Source organism: Enterococcus sp. DIV1206 (genome assembly GCF_051712485.1).
Taxonomy (GTDB): domain Bacteria; phylum Bacillota; class Bacilli; order Lactobacillales; family Enterococcaceae; genus Enterococcus; species Enterococcus faecalis.
On sequence record NZ_JBIOOZ010000001.1, the window covers coordinates 987,017 to 1,004,171 of the forward strand.

17 protein-coding genes are annotated in these 17,155 nt (G+C 36.3%); 15 read left to right on the top strand and 2 right to left on the bottom strand.

Annotated features, from left to right (window positions below; translation table 11 throughout):
- Positions 1 to 99: 99 nt before the first annotated feature.
- Positions 100 to 339: a hypothetical protein gene (locus IGK86_RS04910; protein WP_010775999.1), complete on the top strand. Its 240-nt coding sequence runs from the start codon at positions 100 to 102 to the stop codon at positions 337 to 339.
- Positions 329 to 1,180, top strand: a complete 852-nt coding sequence (locus IGK86_RS04915; protein WP_438742104.1) for a hypothetical protein — start codon at positions 329 to 331, stop codon at positions 1,178 to 1,180. The genes IGK86_RS04910 and IGK86_RS04915 overlap by 11 nt, the downstream gene beginning before the upstream one ends.
- 548 nt (positions 1,181 to 1,728) lie before the next feature.
- Here IGK86_RS04915 and IGK86_RS04920 read toward each other — a convergent pair.
- Together IGK86_RS04920 and IGK86_RS04925 are read right to left on the bottom strand one after the other, a co-directional pair.
- Entirely contained in the window at positions 1,729 to 2,331 is a 603-nt protein-coding gene (locus tag IGK86_RS04920) for a YczE/YyaS/YitT family protein (RefSeq protein WP_002393123.1), read from the bottom strand.
- 84 nt (positions 2,332 to 2,415) lie between these two features.
- The gene (locus tag IGK86_RS04925) at positions 2,416 to 3,195 is read right to left on the bottom strand and encodes an SDR family oxidoreductase (protein WP_002359767.1); all 780 of its coding nucleotides are present in this window, start codon (positions 3,193 to 3,195) and stop codon (positions 2,416 to 2,418) included.
- Positions 3,196 to 3,611: 416 nt separating this feature from the next.
- Here IGK86_RS04925 and rseP point away from each other — a divergent pair, with 416 nt between their 5' ends.
- The 13 genes from rseP to IGK86_RS04990 all read left to right on the top strand — a co-directional run bounded on the left by rseP (position 3,612) and on the right by IGK86_RS04990 (position 17,103).
- The gene (gene rseP / locus IGK86_RS04930; RefSeq protein WP_002362168.1) at positions 3,612 to 4,880 is read left to right on the top strand and encodes an RIP metalloprotease RseP; all 1,269 of its coding nucleotides are present in this window, start codon (positions 3,612 to 3,614) and stop codon (positions 4,878 to 4,880) included.
- 71 nt (positions 4,881 to 4,951) lie between these two features.
- A complete protein-coding gene (locus IGK86_RS04935) occupies positions 4,952 to 6,670 on the top strand; it encodes a proline--tRNA ligase (protein WP_016616533.1) in 1,719 nt (572 codons plus the stop codon).
- A 515-nt stretch (positions 6,671 to 7,185) separates the two neighbouring features.
- Positions 7,186 to 7,722, top strand: coding sequence for a hypothetical protein (locus tag IGK86_RS04940; RefSeq protein ID WP_016626707.1), 537 nt, complete (start codon positions 7,186 to 7,188; stop codon positions 7,720 to 7,722).
- Positions 7,723 to 7,735: 13 nt separating this feature from the next.
- Positions 7,736 to 8,071 carry a hypothetical protein gene (locus IGK86_RS04945; protein ID WP_016617422.1) on the top strand — a complete coding sequence of 112 codons (336 nt, stop codon included), beginning with the start codon at positions 7,736 to 7,738 and terminating at the stop codon, positions 8,069 to 8,071.
- A gap of 50 nt (positions 8,072 to 8,121) precedes the next feature.
- Positions 8,122 to 8,658 carry a hypothetical protein gene (locus tag IGK86_RS04950; protein WP_016617423.1) on the top strand — a complete coding sequence of 179 codons (537 nt, stop codon included), beginning with the start codon at positions 8,122 to 8,124 and terminating at the stop codon, positions 8,656 to 8,658.
- 12 nt (positions 8,659 to 8,670) lie between these two features.
- Positions 8,671 to 9,012, top strand: a complete 342-nt coding sequence (locus IGK86_RS04955) for a hypothetical protein (protein ID WP_085406373.1) — start codon at positions 8,671 to 8,673, stop codon at positions 9,010 to 9,012.
- Positions 9,013 to 9,062: 50 nt separating this feature from the next.
- A complete protein-coding gene (locus IGK86_RS04960) occupies positions 9,063 to 9,608 on the top strand; it encodes a hypothetical protein (protein WP_016618577.1) in 546 nt (181 codons plus the stop codon).
- A gap of 13 nt (positions 9,609 to 9,621) precedes the next feature.
- On the top strand, positions 9,622 to 9,942 hold the full coding sequence (locus tag IGK86_RS04965; protein ID WP_438742108.1) for a hypothetical protein: 321 nt from the start codon (positions 9,622 to 9,624) through the stop codon (positions 9,940 to 9,942).
- 58 nt (positions 9,943 to 10,000) lie between these two features.
- Complete coding sequence (locus IGK86_RS04970; protein WP_085406372.1) at positions 10,001 to 10,537, top strand: hypothetical protein; 537 nt, start codon at positions 10,001 to 10,003, stop codon at positions 10,535 to 10,537.
- A gap of 13 nt (positions 10,538 to 10,550) precedes the next feature.
- On the top strand, positions 10,551 to 11,864 hold the full coding sequence (locus tag IGK86_RS04975) for a hypothetical protein (protein ID WP_085406371.1): 1,314 nt from the start codon (positions 10,551 to 10,553) through the stop codon (positions 11,862 to 11,864).
- Between the two features lie 13 nt (positions 11,865 to 11,877).
- Positions 11,878 to 12,168, top strand: coding sequence for a hypothetical protein (locus IGK86_RS04980; RefSeq protein WP_016617541.1), 291 nt, complete (start codon positions 11,878 to 11,880; stop codon positions 12,166 to 12,168).
- 3 nt (positions 12,169 to 12,171) lie between these two features.
- Positions 12,172 to 12,507 (top strand): hypothetical protein, encoded by a 336-nt coding sequence (locus tag IGK86_RS04985; RefSeq protein ID WP_016617542.1) that lies wholly within the window; start codon positions 12,172 to 12,174, stop codon positions 12,505 to 12,507.
- Positions 12,508 to 12,747: 240 nt separating this feature from the next.
- The gene (locus tag IGK86_RS04990; RefSeq protein WP_002381593.1) at positions 12,748 to 17,103 is read left to right on the top strand and encodes a PolC-type DNA polymerase III; all 4,356 of its coding nucleotides are present in this window, start codon (positions 12,748 to 12,750) and stop codon (positions 17,101 to 17,103) included.
- Positions 17,104 to 17,155: the final 52 nt, after the last annotated feature.

Genomic DNA, 17,155 nt, shown 5'->3' on the forward strand with positions numbered 1-17,155 from the left:
ACTTTTAATACTTTTGAAAAAAGTTCTTTTTGTAAGCGGGTAGTGTTTAAAAATGAAGAAGCTGGGTATTAAAAAGATAATTTTATATTTGTTGGAAGTATGAATATTAGTATTTTTGAGGCAATGATTTCATCAGTTATAGATAGAATAATGCATAACAAAATAATCAACGATGAGAAAATATTAATTAATTATAAAAAAGAGATGGCTAGTATAGATAAAGAAGCAAAAGAAACTGGTGTAAATCCTTTTAGTATATCAACAAGAACAACGGAATCAATTAATGCCAGATTAAGTATATTCGATAAAATTATTGGAGATAGTATTGATGATTTATGAATTTAATAGTGAGGACACTTTAATTGATATTCAAAGGAATTTTTCGAGAATTGTTGATGTATCAAACAGTCTATCAGATAATTCTTCTAGCTATAGACGATTTTATGAGGAAATTGGTCTAGATTTTAATATAGCCAAGGAATCAATAAAAAAATCAGAGTATTCTTTGTTGATTGATTGTTATACATTTTCGGAAAAATTATTAAAAAATACTATCTATCATTGTCTGGAATTTAAAAATAATAGTAACGATTATGTAAATAATTTTATGTTCAGAAAACTAAATCCAGAGAAGTTTAGTCCTAATCCTAAATTTAAATCTTTTGAAGAGGAATTAAAATCTTTAAATAGTAATTTTAAATTTGTTTTAAGTCAAAACTTTTCAAAGATTAAAAGTTACGATAGTATGATTCAATCTCGTCATCAATATGCTCATGCTAATATTTATCCTTTAGATATTAAAAATTCAGAGGAGGATTTATTAGAAGTATTGGCTTATTTAGATTGGGAATGTAATATGTTTTTGAATAATATTCAAAAACATATTACATTAGAAAATTTATTTAAATGTATCGTTAAAGACTCTGAAAAATTAAAAAAAATAAATAATTCGAAAAAAATTAAAAATCTTTCTAGTAAAGAACGATATAACATAGATATATTTGAATTTAGAAAAAAAGCAAAAATATTCAATAAAAAATATAAACAAGAAATTTCTGGGTTAAAAATATTTGATTCAATACTAATTGAATTTGAACGTATAGAACTATTAAATTTTAATATAAATACTGGTTCAGAGTTATCCGAAGTATGTAGAAAAATATTAGAATGTCTAGCATGATTGATCTTTTGGTTGATTTTATCTAGAATTTTTTTCATTTATTACTCTAAGGATTTGGTTATCAAACTTTATTCTTTTATAAGTTACAGTCAATTGACACTCTAAAGAGTTACCATAATTCATTTAAAAACTTCTTTAAAAAGAAAAAATACTATAAGGTATCTGAATTGATATGTATAAAATTAATAAAAAATGTTGGGAAATGTCCAAACATTTTTTGCTACCAATAACACATCAAAATTGACCAGATTTTGACCATCCTAATTTGATAATCATTGATAAATATTGAGTCTTTAAACTACAATAAGAACTCTTAATAACTTGGTTTGATAGTTAATGATACTGGTTGAGAAGTCGATTCCAATATGGAAGGCTCTGTCAGCTAGTTTTTCACTCTACCAACAAATAATCAACTAAAACAACAACGGAAAGCCAAACAAGAAACATACTAATCATGCTTCTTCAAAGAAAGTACAAATAAAAAAGCGATGACTCGAGAAGAAAATCTCTATGGAGTCATCGCTTTTTCTTATATTTTAGTTAAAAAATCATTTTACTAAAGGTTGAAGTAACTTGTTCCAGAAACTAATGAGTGGGCCAGCACCAAATGCACAAATAATAGTACCAATCCCAATCGGACCACCAGCAATAAAGCCAATTAATAGGACCAACAAATCTTGTGCTTTTCGAACAGAAGCGTAAGGTTTGTTGATTTGTTGACAGATGGTTGGCGCAATCGCATCATAGGGGGATTCGCCTTGATCTGTAGCCATGTATAAGGCGCAGCCAAATGTAAAAATCAGGACTCCGACGAATAAAGAAAGTAGTTTGCCAATTGTTGAGCCTCCTAAACTATCGGCGTAAGGTTGAAGCCAAGTAGAAATCTGTTGAATCAAAATCCCTACTAAAAGCATATTTAAAATAGTTCCCAGACCAATGGCTTTTTTGTTTTTTAAATAGACATAGAATAGAATAAATGCATTGACAATAATTTGAAAAATACCTAATTGCATACCAAACATTGAAGAAAGTCCGATATTCATAGCAGTGAAAGGATCAACTCCTAAACCTGCCACTCTTAAGGTGGATGCGCCAATCCCGATAATAACTAAACCAATTAAAATTAAAAGAACATTTTTGACTAGTTTCATGGTAAGCCTCCTGAATAGATTTTGTGTGTGATAGTACAAAGTCTGCAACAAAAATTCATAGAGAATTTTGTTGCAGACTACTTTTTAACCAGCTCCGTGTTGGAACGAAGGGTATAGAGACATCCCGCCATCTACAAAGAGTGTTGTTCCGGTTACGTATGAGGATTCATCAGAAGCTAACCAAGCGGCCGCAGCAGCTACTTGATTTGGTTTACCAATAATGCCCATAGGAACCATGCTCGTTGTTTGTTTTAACTGTTCGGGATCGGAAAATTTTTCAGCATTAATAGGTGTGTTAATCGCTCCAGGTGCAATACAGTTGGCACGAATACCATATTCCGCATATTCCAAAGCGATTGTTTTCGTGAACATTTCGGTGGCGCCTTTACTTGCCGCATAGTGGGCGAACGTTGGCCAAGGAATTCTTTGGTGAACGGAGGACATATTAATGATTGACCCTTTGATTTTTTGATCTCTAAATATTCGGAGTGCCTCTCTAGAACCCAAAAAGACACCGTTTAAATTGACATCAATGACACGTTGCCATTCTTTTAATGGCATATCAATTGTCGGAAAAGAAGCCTCCACACCGGCGTTATTTACCCAAATGTCAACATGACCAAACTCTTTTAAAGCGGTTTCAGCTAACGCTTTAATATCTTCTTCATTAGAGACATCAGCCTTCACGAATTTTACGCGGTCTGCGTGCTTGGCTTGGACATCTTCAAACTCTTTAGGCAGCTCACCGACATAGTCAGCAACAACATTCATGCCCTCTAAGATATAACGCAGAGTAATAAATAATCCTAAACCCGTAGCTGCACCAGTGACAACGGCCACTTTACCATGTAATTCTCCATACATTGATTCATTCCCCCTAAAATTACTATTAATACTTTCATGGTAGCACATGTCAATCAGCGTGTTGATAAAATACGACAAACTGTCGGAAAAGTTTAGGCTCTAAAGTTAGCTACTATTGTTGAAGGTCTTTAAAATAAATACTGGTCGTAGTAATCAATTCCTCTCATTTATACAGTTTTCTAAAAAAACACAAAATATCCAGACGAAGTGGTCAAGTCCAATGGTTATTTATGAGTGAATATGCTAAAATAAAACTTGTCTTACATAAGGAAAGATTTGTTCACTAACAGTGGCGACTGTTCTCAGTAAACAGTTGCGCTGGTTTATCGGGAAGGGAACAGAGCAAGTTTTACGAGACTTTCCCATGTAATAATAAAAAGCACTGAACGTCAGTGAATGAAGGAAGAAGGACATCTATGAAAACAATTATCACATTCATTATTGTCTTCGGTATTCTTGTCCTCGTACATGAATTTGGCCACTTTTATTTTGCAAAACGAGCGGGTATTTTAGTTCGTGAGTTTGCAATCGGAATGGGACCAAAGATTTTTGCGCATCGTGGAAAAGATGGCACCACTTATACGATTCGCTTATTGCCAATTGGTGGCTATGTGCGAATGGCTGGGATGGGCGAAGACATGACAGAAATCACACCAGGTATGCCTCTATCTGTTGAGTTAAATGCCGTGGGTAATGTGGTTAAAATTAATACAAGTAAAAAAGTACAATTACCTCATAGTATTCCGATGGAAGTCGTTGATTTTGATCTTGAAAAAGAATTATTCATCAAGGGCTATGTCAATGGAAACGAGGAAGAAGAAACCGTTTATAAAGTTGACCATGATGCAACGATTATTGAAAGTGATGGAACCGAGGTGCGGATTGCGCCACTTGACGTTCAATTTCAATCAGCGAAATTATCGCAACGCATTTTAACGAACTTTGCGGGACCTATGAATAACTTTATCTTAGGGTTTATTCTGTTTACGTTAGCGGTCTTTCTACAAGGAGGCGTCACTGATTTAAACACGAACCAAATTGGACAAGTGATTCCTAATGGCCCAGCCGCAGAAGCTGGGTTGAAAGAAAACGATAAAGTCTTATCGATTAATAATCAAAAAATCAAAAAATACGAAGATTTTACAACCATTGTGCAGAAGAACCCCGAAAAGCCGTTAACGTTCGTAGTTGAGCGTAACGGCAAAGAAGAGCAACTAACAGTGACACCAGAAAAACAAAAAGTGGAAAAACAAACGATTGGTAAAGTCGGCGTTTATCCTTATATGAAAACCGATTTACCGTCAAAATTGATGGGCGGTATTCAGGATACTTTGAATAGTACGACACAGATTTTTAAAGCACTCGGCTCACTATTCACAGGCTTTAGTTTAAACAAACTAGGTGGGCCAGTCATGATGTTTAAATTATCGGAAGAAGCATCCAATGCTGGAGTAAGTACAGTTGTATTCTTAATGGCCATGTTATCAATGAACTTAGGGATTATTAATTTGTTGCCGATCCCAGCTTTAGATGGCGGGAAAATTGTCTTAAACATTATTGAAGGTGTACGTGGAAAACCAATTAGTCCTGAAAAAGAAGGCATCATTACGTTAATTGGCTTTGGGTTTGTCATGGTGTTAATGGTGTTAGTTACTTGGAACGATATTCAACGCTTTTTCTTTTAAGGAGAAAGCTTAAGTAAAAAAGTGTGTAAAGAAATCAAAAATAGTTGATTTTAAAATAGAGGAGAGTTTTAATGAAACAGTCAAAAATGTTAATTCCAACGTTAAGAGAAGTACCAAATGATGCAGAAGTCTTAAGTCATCAAATTCTGTTGCGCGCAGGCTATATTCGTCAAGTCGCTGCAGGGATCTATTCTTATTTACCTTTAGCCAATCGTGTTTTAGAAAAATTAAAAACGATTATGCGAGAAGAATTTGAGAAAATTGATGCAGTTGAAATGTTAATGCCTGCGTTATTACCAGCAGAACTTTGGAAAGAATCAGGCCGTTATGAAACTTATGGACCTAACTTGTATCGCTTAAAAGATCGCAATGACCGTGACTATATCTTAGGCCCAACGCATGAAGAAACCTTCACAGAATTAATTCGTGATGAAATCAATTCTTACAAACGATTACCTTTGAATTTATACCAAATTCAAACAAAATATCGTGATGAAAAACGCCCACGTTCTGGCTTATTAAGAGGCCGTGAATTTATCATGAAAGATGGCTATTCTTTCCATGCCGATGAAGCTAGTTTAGATCAATCATACCGTGATTACGAAAAAGCTTACTCACGCATTTTTGAACGCTGTGGACTAGAATTCCGTGCCATTATTGGGGACGGTGGTGCCATGGGTGGTAAAGATTCTAAAGAATTTATGGCGATTTCTGAAATTGGGGAAGATACTATTTGTTATTCAACAGAAAGTGATTATGCTGCCAATTTAGAAATGGCAACAAGTCTTTATACGCCGAAAAAATCACATGAAACACAATTAGATTTAGAAAAAATTGCAACACCAGAAGTGGGTACAATTGCCGAAGTGGCAAACTTCTTTGAAGTTGAGTCACAACGAATTATTAAATCAGTACTATTTATTGCCGATGAAGAGCCAGTAATGGTCTTGGTTCGTGGCGATCATGATGTCAATGATGTCAAATTGAAAAACTTCTTAGGCGCTGATTTCTTAGATGAAGCAACAGAAGAAGATGCTCGCCGTGTCTTAGGAGCGGGCTTTGGTTCAATTGGTCCAGTCAATGTTTCCGAAGATGTTAAAATTTATGCAGATTTAGCTGTTCAAGATTTAGCCAACGCCATTGTTGGAGCTAACGAAGATGGCTATCATTTGACAAATGTAAATCCAGATCGTGATTTCCAACCAATTAGTTACGAAGATTTACGCTTTGTTCAAGAAGGCGATCCTTCTCCTGATGGCAATGGTGTCTTAGCCTTTACCAAAGGAATCGAAATTGGTCATATCTTCAAATTAGGAACGCGTTACAGTGATGCTATGGGCGCAACAGTTTTAGATGAAAACGGTCGTGAAAAATCAGTGATCATGGGTTGCTATGGCATCGGCGTTAGTCGTTTACTTTCAGCAATCGTTGAACAAAATGCAGACGAGCGTGGTATTAATTGGCCAACAGGGATTGCGCCATTTGATTTACACGTGGTCCAAATGAATGTGAAAGATGAGTATCAAACAAAACTATCACAAGAAGTTGAAGCAATGATGACCGAAGCGGGCTACGAAGTATTAGTTGATGACCGCAACGAGCGCGCAGGCGTAAAATTTGCTGATGCTGATTTAATTGGTTGTCCAATCCGTATCACAGTCGGGAAAAAAGCAGTCGATGGTGTGGTAGAAGTCAAAATCAAACGTACTGGTGAAATGTTGGAAGTACGCAAAGAAGAATTAGAAAGCACACTTTCTATTTTGATGAACACAACATCAGAAGTGGAATAAATAAACAAACTTAATAACAGTATAAAGCTTAAAACGAAATCAAAGTTTCTCTGATTTTGTTTTAAGCTTTTTTAATGTAATAAAAAACTTAAATGTCTCAAGCTATAAACAATATTCGATTTTAAAAATTAATCTATATAAAATTATTCCATTTATTTTTTTTAATAACAAAGGAAATAAATAAGTGATTTAAGCTGATTAAATGATATTTTTGTGTTTTTAAACAAATTTTTCATATATATATAGAATTTAAAATTATATTTACAGTAATTATATGCTAATGGTATTATAAAATGGTGGCTAATTCATTAGATTAAATAGAGGAGGTTATAACCAATAAAAAATAGGTTAGAAAATTAAAGAAAATACTCTTTCAGAATAGAAACGATTGAATGAAGTTAGGTTAGTAAAGGGAACCCAGTAGCATTGGCGCTGTACTAGTGAAAGGGATTTATGGGACGAATCCAGTAGAATGTTAAAACACGATTGTACATAAAAAGAAAGGAGGAAAGCCAGTGAAAAAAGGAAAATGGTGGTTAATTGGTTTAGCTACTATCGTGTTAATTATTTTAGGAATTGGAGGGAAACAATACATGGATAAAAAAGCAATAGAAAAAGATTACCAACAAGGGATCGATTTGATTCAAAAATATGTATCGAACTATTTAGTAGAAAACTATGAAGGCATTGAGAAGATTGAGTGGCAAGGTATTGGTGTAGAGTGGCGGAATGCAAAAGGATATGGGCCTTCGTTGTTGGGGAATTATGTGGATAGTGACGTGAAAGTGTATGTTTCGGAAGATAAATATTTTATGTCAGATTTTCGCTTAAGTGAAAAAGGAGAATACAAGGACGAATTGAAAAAGTATGTTTTATCAAAAACATTAAATCCTGAAAATACAGATGGTACTATTGAGGTAGGGCTAGAGAATGCAGTCTATGGTTTGAGTCAAGAAGAAAAAAAACTTTTTGAAAAATTTAAGAAGTCCGATAAAGGTAGTCCAAATGCAAAAGTAGTTTATAACATAGAAATTCACGAATTAATTTATTAGGAGGTAAAAGATTTTGACAAAGGAAATTACAACAGAAGAATTGGCAAAGGCAATTGATGCCATTAAAAAGACAGTTCAAAAAGAAACTGATACTGTGACTTTAGATATTCAAAGACAAAAAACAGACTATCAAATCATCCACAAAGCCGCCAGCACCCAATCCAGCCAACTAAATGCCATAGCCATCGCCCCTTTAGATGACCAAGGTAAACCTGACTATAACAACGTCGCTATCGTGTACGCTGGTACCAATTCATTTGGTGATGAAGGTAAAAAAGGCTTCGAGACAGCTGGGACGGCTTTTGTAGGTGGACTTTCTGAAGAATATCAGGAAGCAAAAATATCTTAACATAGAAGTTTTAAAAAATTAGTGTACATAAAAAGAAAGGAGGGAAGCTAGTGAAAAAAGGAAGATGGCGGCTAATTGGTTTAGCTACTGCATTACTAATCATAATAGGAATTGGAGGGAAACAATACATGGATAAAAAAGCAATAGAAAAGGATTACCAACAAGGAATCGATTTAATTCAAAAATATGTGTCAAACTATTTGGTGGAAAACTACGAAGGAATTGAGAAGATTGAGTGGCAAGGCGTTGGTGTAGAGTGGCGGAATGCAAAAGGATACGGGACTTCGTTGTTGGGGAATTATGTGAAAAGCGATGTTAAGTTATTTGTTTCTCAAAATAGTTACATTAAATTACATTTTCTCTTGACTGATGAAACAGAATACAACGAAGAATTAAAAAAATATGTTCAAAGTGATGTTCTTAATTCTGAAAACATAGATTCCATGTTAGAAATGGAAATTCGGAATGCTAATAGACGATTTAATGACAAAGAGAAAATAAGGCTTCAGCAAGTTAGGAAAAAAAAAGTAAAACTATCGATACCTGAAATTATTTATAACTTAGATATTTATGAATTAAAGTATTAGGGGGTTAGTATAATGAGTAATGAAATTACAACAGAAGTATTAGCTAAAGCAATTGATGACACCAAAGATAGAGTAAAAGAGATTAGAGTAGGAGAAGATTTCAAGTTAGAAATTAATCAACGAAAGGAAAGTTTTCAACTTATAAACAAAGCCGCCAGCACCCAATCCAGCCAACTAAATGCCATGGCCATCGCCCCTTTAGATGACCAAGGCAAACCTGACTATAACAACGTCGCTATCGTATACGCTGGTATCAATTCATTTGGCGATGAAGGTAAAAAAGGCTTTGAAACAGCTGGGACAGCTTTTGTAGGTGGACTTTCTGAAGAATATCAGGAAGTGAAGATAGCTTAACATAGAAGTTTTAAAAAATTAGTGTACATAAAAAGAAAGGAGGGGAGTCAGTGAAAAAAAGAAAGTGGTGGCTAATAAGCTTAGCTACTATCATATTAATTATTTTAGGAATTGGAGGGAAACAATACATGGATAAAAAAGCAATAGAAAAAGATTACCAACAAGGAATCGATTTGATTCAAAAATATGTATCGAACTATTTAGTAGAAAACTATGAAGGCATTGAGAAGATTGAGTGGCAAGGCGTTGGCGTGGAATGGCGGAATGCAAAAGGATATGGGCCTTCGTTGTTGGGGAATTATGTGGATAGTGACGTGAGAATTTATGTATCTGAGGATAATTATTTTACGATGTCGTTTACGTTAAATTACAATACTGAGTACGATGATAAACTTGAAAAATATATTCAATTAGATTATCTAAGACCTCAAAAAATAGATTCTATTTTAGTGTTGGAGGTAGAAAATGCAACAAAAGGCTTGAATATAGGAGACAAATTAGAGATATCAGAGTCTAAAAAAATTAAAAAATCTTCTGAAGGAAGTTCAAATGCAAAAGTAATCTCTAATTTAGAGATTCATGAATTAGTTTATTAGGAGGCATGTTTTAGTGAGTGATGAAATGACTACTGAAGTTTTAGCAAAATCAATAGATTCAGCAAAAAAAATCGTTAAAAATAGAGAAAATGGAAATAAAATATCTATTCAAGGGCTAGAGGAAGATTATTACCTTATAAACAAAGCCGCCAGCACCAAATCCAGCCAACTAAATGCCATCGCCCCTTTAGATGACCAAGGTAAACCTGACTATAACAACGTCGCTGTCGTGTACGCTGGTACCAACTCTTTTGGCGATGAAGGTAAAAAAGGCTTCGAGACAGCTGGTACGGCTTTTGCAGGTGGACTTTCTGCTGAATATCAGGAAGCCTGAATATCTTAACATAGAGTTTTAAAACATGATTGTACATAAAAAGAAAGGAGGGAAGCTAGTGAAAAAGGGAAAATGGTGGCTAATTGGTTTAGCTACTATCGTGTTAATTATTTTAGGAATCGGAGGGAAACAACACATGGATAAAAAAGCAATAGAAAAAGATTACCAACAAGGAATCGATTTAATTCAAAAATATGTATCGAACTATTTAGTAGAAAACTATGAAGGTATTGAGAAGATTGAGTGGCAAGGCGTTGGCGTGGAATGGCGGAATGCAAAGGGATATGGGACATCGTTGTTAGGGAATTATGTGGATAGTGACGTGAAAGTGTATGTTTCAGAGGATAAATATTTTATGCCAGATTTTCGTTTAAGTGAAAAGGGCGTATACAATGATGAGATGAAAAAATATGTTCTATCAGATACATTAAATCCCCAAAATACGGATGTTACTATTAGTGTTGGACTAAAAAATGCGACATATAAATTGAGCAATGATGAAAAAAAGAGTTTTGAAAAATTTAGAAAATCTACTAAAGGAAGCCCAAATGCAAAAGTAGTTTATAACTTAGAGATTCATGAATTAACATATTAGGAGGAGAGGAAATTTGACTAAAGAAATTACAACCGAAGAACTAGCGAAAGCAATTGATATGACTAAAAGGAAGGTTCAAACAGATAGTGATACTGTTGATTTTGAAAGTCAAGGAGAGTCAAAAGAATTCAAAATCATCCACAAAGCCGCCAGCACCCAATCCAGCCAACTAAACGCCATGGCCATCGCCCCTTTAGATGACCAAGGCAAACCTGACTATAACAACGTCGCTGTCGTGTACGCTGGTACCAATTCCTTTGGGGATGAAGGTAAAAAAGGCTTTGAAACAGCTGGAACAGCTTTTGTAGGTGGACTTTCTGAAGAATATCAGGAAGCTGAAAAATTTTTAAAACAAACGCAGCAAAAAATCGCCTCGCAAAACGGCACAATTACCGATGTTGCAGGCTTTAGTCAATCAGGTGGCTACATGATGAAAATGGCAGGGAAATACGGGCAAGAAATGGGCTTTCGTACCACCAGTTTTGATGATTGGGGCCGCAATCAATTTGAACGTTTAACGACGAGTGAAAAACAGTGGTTACAAGAAAATCCAGAATTTTTGATTCGCTACCAAAATGATTCATGGGCAGCACTGTCAGGACGTGATAGTAAATATGGCACGATTTCTTCGATTTCAGGGGTTGGTGAACATAATACTTTAGCCAACTATTTTGACGGGGACGACTTGGATTTGGATCGTTTAGCCAAAGATGGCATTTTCGCACCGAATATGACTTTGGAGCAAGTCAAGTTAGCAGCGAAAGTCTGGGCAAAGAAAAATGGCGACTGGGATCCCACCACAAATAATGAAGCCGAAGCGAAAAAACGAGTGCAGGAGTACTTAGAACTCTATGGCGAATTTGCGCAAACGAATGTGAATTTGGAAAAATTAAAATCTGGTACTGATAAAGCTATTCGTTCTTTACATACAAAAATTGCCAGTGCTTCTGGCGGTCAAAAAATCAAGTTACGAGCAGACTTGGCATTACAGGTAGCTAATCAGGCTAGGACAATCGGTGAAGAAGCGGAGAAATTGTTGAAACAAAGCCAGCAAGACACAGAACAAGCGTTAGCAGAAATTTCCAAGGAAATTTTAACAAGTGCCAATGAAATAAGACAATATTTGTCTTATTCTGAGGTCCAAGCAATGATTGCACCCTATGAAAAAAGTCGTTTGTGGGACGAGGCACAGGCCAGTCACAATCGGAAACAAGTGAAACAATATAATCAAAAACTGATGACATTTAGTGAAAAGTTAACAACTGCGGCTAAAAATATTCAAGAATACGATCGCCAAGCAGGGAATCAGTTATTTGCACAGAAATGAAAGGATGTCGCACATGGATGAACTGGAAAGAGAACTTCAATTGGAATTAGAACGCGTACAAAAGATACAAGAACGCCAAGCCATTCAAGCTGTGATTACAGCAAAACAAACCAGAATCACAACCATCAAACAAACCTCCACACATACAATCAAGAAACTTTCAGAATTGATGAGCAAACAATCAAAAACTACGTTGCCTACTTCCTTAAAAGGTGCGTTCCAAGGGCAAGTGGCGGACGCAGCGAGCCATTATTTGAAAACGATTCCTGACGCAAATTTAAAAACACCAGCAAAAGGAGGTTAAGAGATGACACCGGAAGAAAAACGCCGCAGTTACCAGATGATTGAAGACAACTATTATCAAGAAAAGCGCAGAATCAATCAACAACAGCAACATGTTTCCGCTGAAATCCAGCGATTTAGACAACAAACGAACCAACTAGTAGACAAGGTGGCTTATTTTACTAGAAATGATACTTGGGACAAACGAATGTTTCATCATCAAATAGCCACCAGTTTAGATGAAGTGAAACGAACAGAAAATCGGTTTGTTTCAATCCTAGAAGAAACAGAACAAACCATGCGAAAAAATTATCGAAAAGAGAGTGAGAAATTGGAAGAAATGGCAAGAATGGATTTGTAAGGGATTGGTAAATACGGAGTTAAAGGATGTTTTTTTCAATATGTTCATACAAATAATGGGATTCTTCACGAGTACATTACTCTTGTTCTCTAATTTTTAGCAAGCCAGTGACGGAACAAGATTGTTTTTTTACAAAAAACGAGTATACTTAATAGAGAAGCGAATGCAGAGAAACCGAAAAAAGGCACTTGACAGATTTGTCTGAGGGCCTTTTTTCAATGATAGAAGGAGGTTCATTTTGTGACAGAAAAAGCACGCGATTTATTTGATAAACTGATGACGCAAATTCAGTTAGATGACACAGCGAAAGAACATCCCTTAATTCAAAATGGCCGGATTGACAAGGTCATTGTTCACCAACAAAGTCGCTTATGGGAATTTCATTTAAGTTTTGATGAATTGATGCCAGTGATGCTATATCAAACATTTATGCAACAATTGGAACTAGCTTTTCAACAAATTGCGCAGGTTTCCGTTCAAATAACCACAAATCAGACAACATTTACAGAGGAACAATTAACGGATTATTGGCAGTTGGCCTTGTTAAATAGTCAATGCAATACACCGTTAGTTCAGAAAGTCTTAAAAACACAGACACCACAATTCGAAGATCGGAAAATTATCTTACCTGTTGACAATGAAGCAGTTATTCCTTATTTGAAGCAACAATATTTACCAATTATTGAGGAACTTTATTTCTCTTACGGGTTTCCTAAATTTCATATTGAACCAAAAATGGATCAACAGCAAGCTGCAGAAGTGCTGAAAAAGTTTGAAGAGCAAAAATTAGAACAAGCCGCAGCCTTTCAACAACAAGCTGCTGAATCGCTTGTTAAACATGAACAAATGAAAAAAGAAAAACAACAACAAGCGCCTGCGTTTGATGGTCCAATTCGTTTAGGGCGGAATATTCCCAATGATGAACCCATTATGCCAATGGGAAATATACTGGAAGAAGAACGTCGGATAACGATTGAAGGCTTTATTTTTGATAAAGAAGTGCGTGAATTGCGTTCTAAACGAAAAATTTTAATTTTGAAAATAACTGATTATACTTCCTCTTTCGTGGTGAAGAAATTTTCGAATGGGGAAAAAGATGAACAAGTTTTTGATGCGATTCAACCGCAAAGTTGGATTCGTGTTCGTGGTAGTGTACAAGAAGATACCTTCATGCGTGATTTAGTCATGAATGCCCAAGATTTGATGGAAGTCGCCCATGCGCCAAGAAAAGACTACGCGCCAGAAGGTGAAAAACGTGTAGAATTACACATGCATAGTAACATGAGTACAATGGATGCGACCAATAAAGTAGGTGACTTGGTGGCGCAAGCGGGGAAATGGGGGCACAAGGCCATCGCAATTACGGATCATGGCGGCGCCCAAGCGTTTCCTGATGCCCATGCTGCAGGTAAAAAAGCAGGCGTTAAAATTTTATACGGCGTGGAAGCTAATATTGTTGATGATGGTGTACCCATTGCTTACAACGAAGAACATATTGAATTAACAGATGCTACCTATGTGGTCTTTGACGTGGAAACAACGGGGCTTTCCGCTGTTTATGATACAATTATTGAATTGGCCGCAGTCAAAATGCACAAAGGAAATGTCATTGAGACTTTTGAGCAGTTTATTGATCCTGGCCATCCATTATCTCAAACGACAATCAATTTAACTGGGATTACAGATGAAATGGTGCGCGGTTCAAAATCCGAAGAAGAAGTTTTACGCATGTTTAAAGAGTTTTCAGAAGGAACTATTTTAGTGGCCCACAACGCTTCTTTTGATATGGGGTTCTTAAATACAAGTTATGGCAAACATGGAATACCTGAAGCGGCTAATCCCGTCATCGATACATTAGAATTATCCAGATTCTTGTATCCACATTTCAAAAGCCATCGTCTAAATACCTTATCGAAAAAATTTGGCGTCAACTTAGAACAACATCACCGCGCCATCTATGACTCGGAATCAACGGGTCATTTGTGCTGGATTTTCTTAAAAGAAGCGAAAGAGAATCATGATATGCATTTCCATGATGATTTGAATCGTCATATTGGCGAAGGAGACTCATACAAACGAGCTCGACCTTTCCATGCAACGATTTTAGCAACAACTCAAGCAGGATTAAAAAATCTTTTTAAATTGATTTCGATGTCCAATGTAGATTATTTTTTCCGAGTACCACGGATTCCTCGTTCGCAATTATCGAAGTTAAGAGAAGGGCTTTTAATCGGTTCCGCATGTTCAAACGGCGAAATTTTTGAAGCAATGATGCAAAAAGGTGTCGAAGAAGCAAAAAATCGTGCCAAATTCTACGATTATATTGAAGTTATGCCCAAACCAGTTTACGCGCCATTAATTGAACAAGAATTGGTGAAAAATGAAGCAGATTTGGAAGAAATTATTAGTAATCTAGTGAAAATCGGTGACGAACTTGGCAAGCTGGTTGTCGCCACTGGAAATGTTCATTATTTAAATGAAGAAGATGCCATCTATCGGAAAATTTTAGTCGGGTCTATGGGTGGCGCTAATCCGTTAAATCGCCATAGTTTACCAAAGGTTCATTTCCGAACCACCGATGAAATGTTAACGGAATTCCAATTTTTAGGACAAGACGTCGCTAAGCGAATTGTGGTAGAAAATCCCAACAAAGTCGCTGATTTATGTGAAGAAGTTATTCCAGTAAAAGACGATTTGTATACGCCAAAAATTCCTGGGTCTGAACAAGAAATCACTGATTTAAGCTACAATCGTGCGCGCGAATTGTATGGCGATCCTTTACCAGAAATTGTCGAAAAACGGTTAGAAAAGGAACTGAATTCGATTAACGGGAATGGTTTCTCGGTCATTTATTTAATTTCTCAAAAACTGGTGCATAAAAGTAATGAAGACGGCTATTTAGTTGGTTCACGGGGCTCTGTCGGTTCGAGTTTTGTTGCGACAATGACAGGGATTACTGAAGTAAATCCTTTAGCGCCACATTATTATTGTCCTGAGTGTCAATATTCTGAGTTCTATGAAGATGGTTCCTATGGTTCAGGGTTTGATATGCCTGAAAAAGCCTGTCCAAAATGTGGCGCTCGATTGTTTAAAGATGGCCACGACATTCCCTTTGAAACGTTCTTAGGGTTCCATGGCGACAAAGTTCCCGATATCGATTTGAACTTTTCTGGCGATTATCAAGCCGAAGCCCATAACTACACGAAAGTTCTTTTTGGTGAAGAATATGTCTACCGGGCAGGAACCATTGGTACAGTAGCCGACAAAACAGCGTATGGCTTTGTTAAAGGATATGAAAGAGATCATAATTTACATTTGCGTGGTGCTGAAATTGATCGCTTAGCCAAAGGTTCAACAGGGGTTAAACGGACGACTGGGCAGCATCCCGGCGGTATTATTGTAATTCCTGATTACATGGATGTTTATGACTTTACGCCAATTCAATACCCTGCTGATGATCAAGAGGCAGAATGGAAAACGACGCACTTTGATTTCCATTCCATTCACGATAATATTTTAAAACTTGATATTCTGGGACATGATGATCCAACCGTGATTCGGATGTTACAAGATTTATCTGGGATTGAGCCAAAAACCATCCCAACAGACGATCCAGAAGTGATGCGTATTTTTGAAGGACCTGATGTTCTAGGTGTGGATGCAGAGCAAATTTATTCTAAAACAGGAACTTTAGGAATTCCTGAATTTGGGACACGTTTCGTTCGAGGTATGTTAGAACAGACCCATCCATCAACTTTTGCAGAATTACTTCAAATTTCTGGACTGTCTCACGGAACCGATGTGTGGCTAGGGAATGCAGAAGAATTGATTCGCCGTGGCGAAGCCAATCTTGCTGAAGTAATTGGTTGTCGGGATGATATCATGGTATATTTAATTCATGCTGGTTTGGACAGTGGGATGGCCTTTAAGATTATGGAAACGGTACGTAAAGGACAATGGAATAAGATTCCTGATGAACTACGGGATACGTATTTAAATGCGATGAAGGAAAACAACGTCCCTGACTGGTATATTGATTCTTGTTCTAAAATTAAATATATGTTCCCGAAAGCCCATGCGGCAGCATACGTATTAATGGCGTTGCGGGTCGCTTACTTTAAAGTTTATTTCCCAATCTTATATTACTGTGCATTTTTCTCCGTTCGGGCGGATGACTTCGACTTAGTGGCAATGTCACAAGGGAAAGAAGCTGTGAAAGCACGAATGAAAGAAATTACGGACAAAGGGATGGACGCCTCCACTAAAGAGAAGAACTTATTAACGGTTTTAGAATTATGTAATGAAATGCTGGAACGGGGCTATAAATTTGGCATGATTGATTTGTACAAATCGGACGCTGAAAATTTTGTGATTGAAGGGGATACCTTGATTGCACCTTTCCGAGCAGTGCCAAGTTTAGGACTCAACGTAGCGAAAGCCATTGTCGCTGCGCGAGAAGAGCAACCGTTCTTGTCGAAAGAAGATTTGGCAACACGAGGCAAAGTTTCTAAAACGTTAATTGAATACATGAATGAAAATGGTGTCTTAAAAGACTTGCCAGATGAAAACCAATTATCATTATTTGATATGTTATAAAAGAAAAATCTCTTAGAAAAAGGCCGGTGAAGCAACTTATTCACCGGCCTTT

What these genes read in the sequence shown, in the direction of transcription:
- IGK86_RS04910 (WP_010775999.1), top strand. Translation starts at nt 100, where the DNA reads ATGAATATTAGTATTTTTGAGGCAATGATTTCATCAGTTATAGATAGA.
- IGK86_RS04915 (WP_438742104.1), top strand. Translation starts at nt 329, where the DNA reads ATGATTTATGAATTTAATAGTGAGGACACTTTAATTGATATTCAAAGG.
- IGK86_RS04920 (WP_002393123.1), bottom strand. Translation starts at nt 2,331, where the DNA reads ATGAAACTAGTCAAAAATGTTCTTTTAATTTTAATTGGTTTAGTTATT.
- IGK86_RS04925 (WP_002359767.1), bottom strand. Translation starts at nt 3,195, where the DNA reads ATGTATGGAGAATTACATGGTAAAGTGGCCGTTGTCACTGGTGCAGCT.
- rseP (WP_002362168.1), top strand. Translation starts at nt 3,612, where the DNA reads ATGAAAACAATTATCACATTCATTATTGTCTTCGGTATTCTTGTCCTC.
- IGK86_RS04935 (WP_016616533.1), top strand. Translation starts at nt 4,952, where the DNA reads ATGAAACAGTCAAAAATGTTAATTCCAACGTTAAGAGAAGTACCAAAT.
- IGK86_RS04955 (WP_085406373.1), top strand. Translation starts at nt 8,671, where the DNA reads ATGAGTAATGAAATTACAACAGAAGTATTAGCTAAAGCAATTGATGAC.
- IGK86_RS04980 (WP_016617541.1), top strand. Translation starts at nt 11,878, where the DNA reads ATGGATGAACTGGAAAGAGAACTTCAATTGGAATTAGAACGCGTACAA.
- IGK86_RS04985 (WP_016617542.1), top strand. Translation starts at nt 12,172, where the DNA reads ATGACACCGGAAGAAAAACGCCGCAGTTACCAGATGATTGAAGACAAC.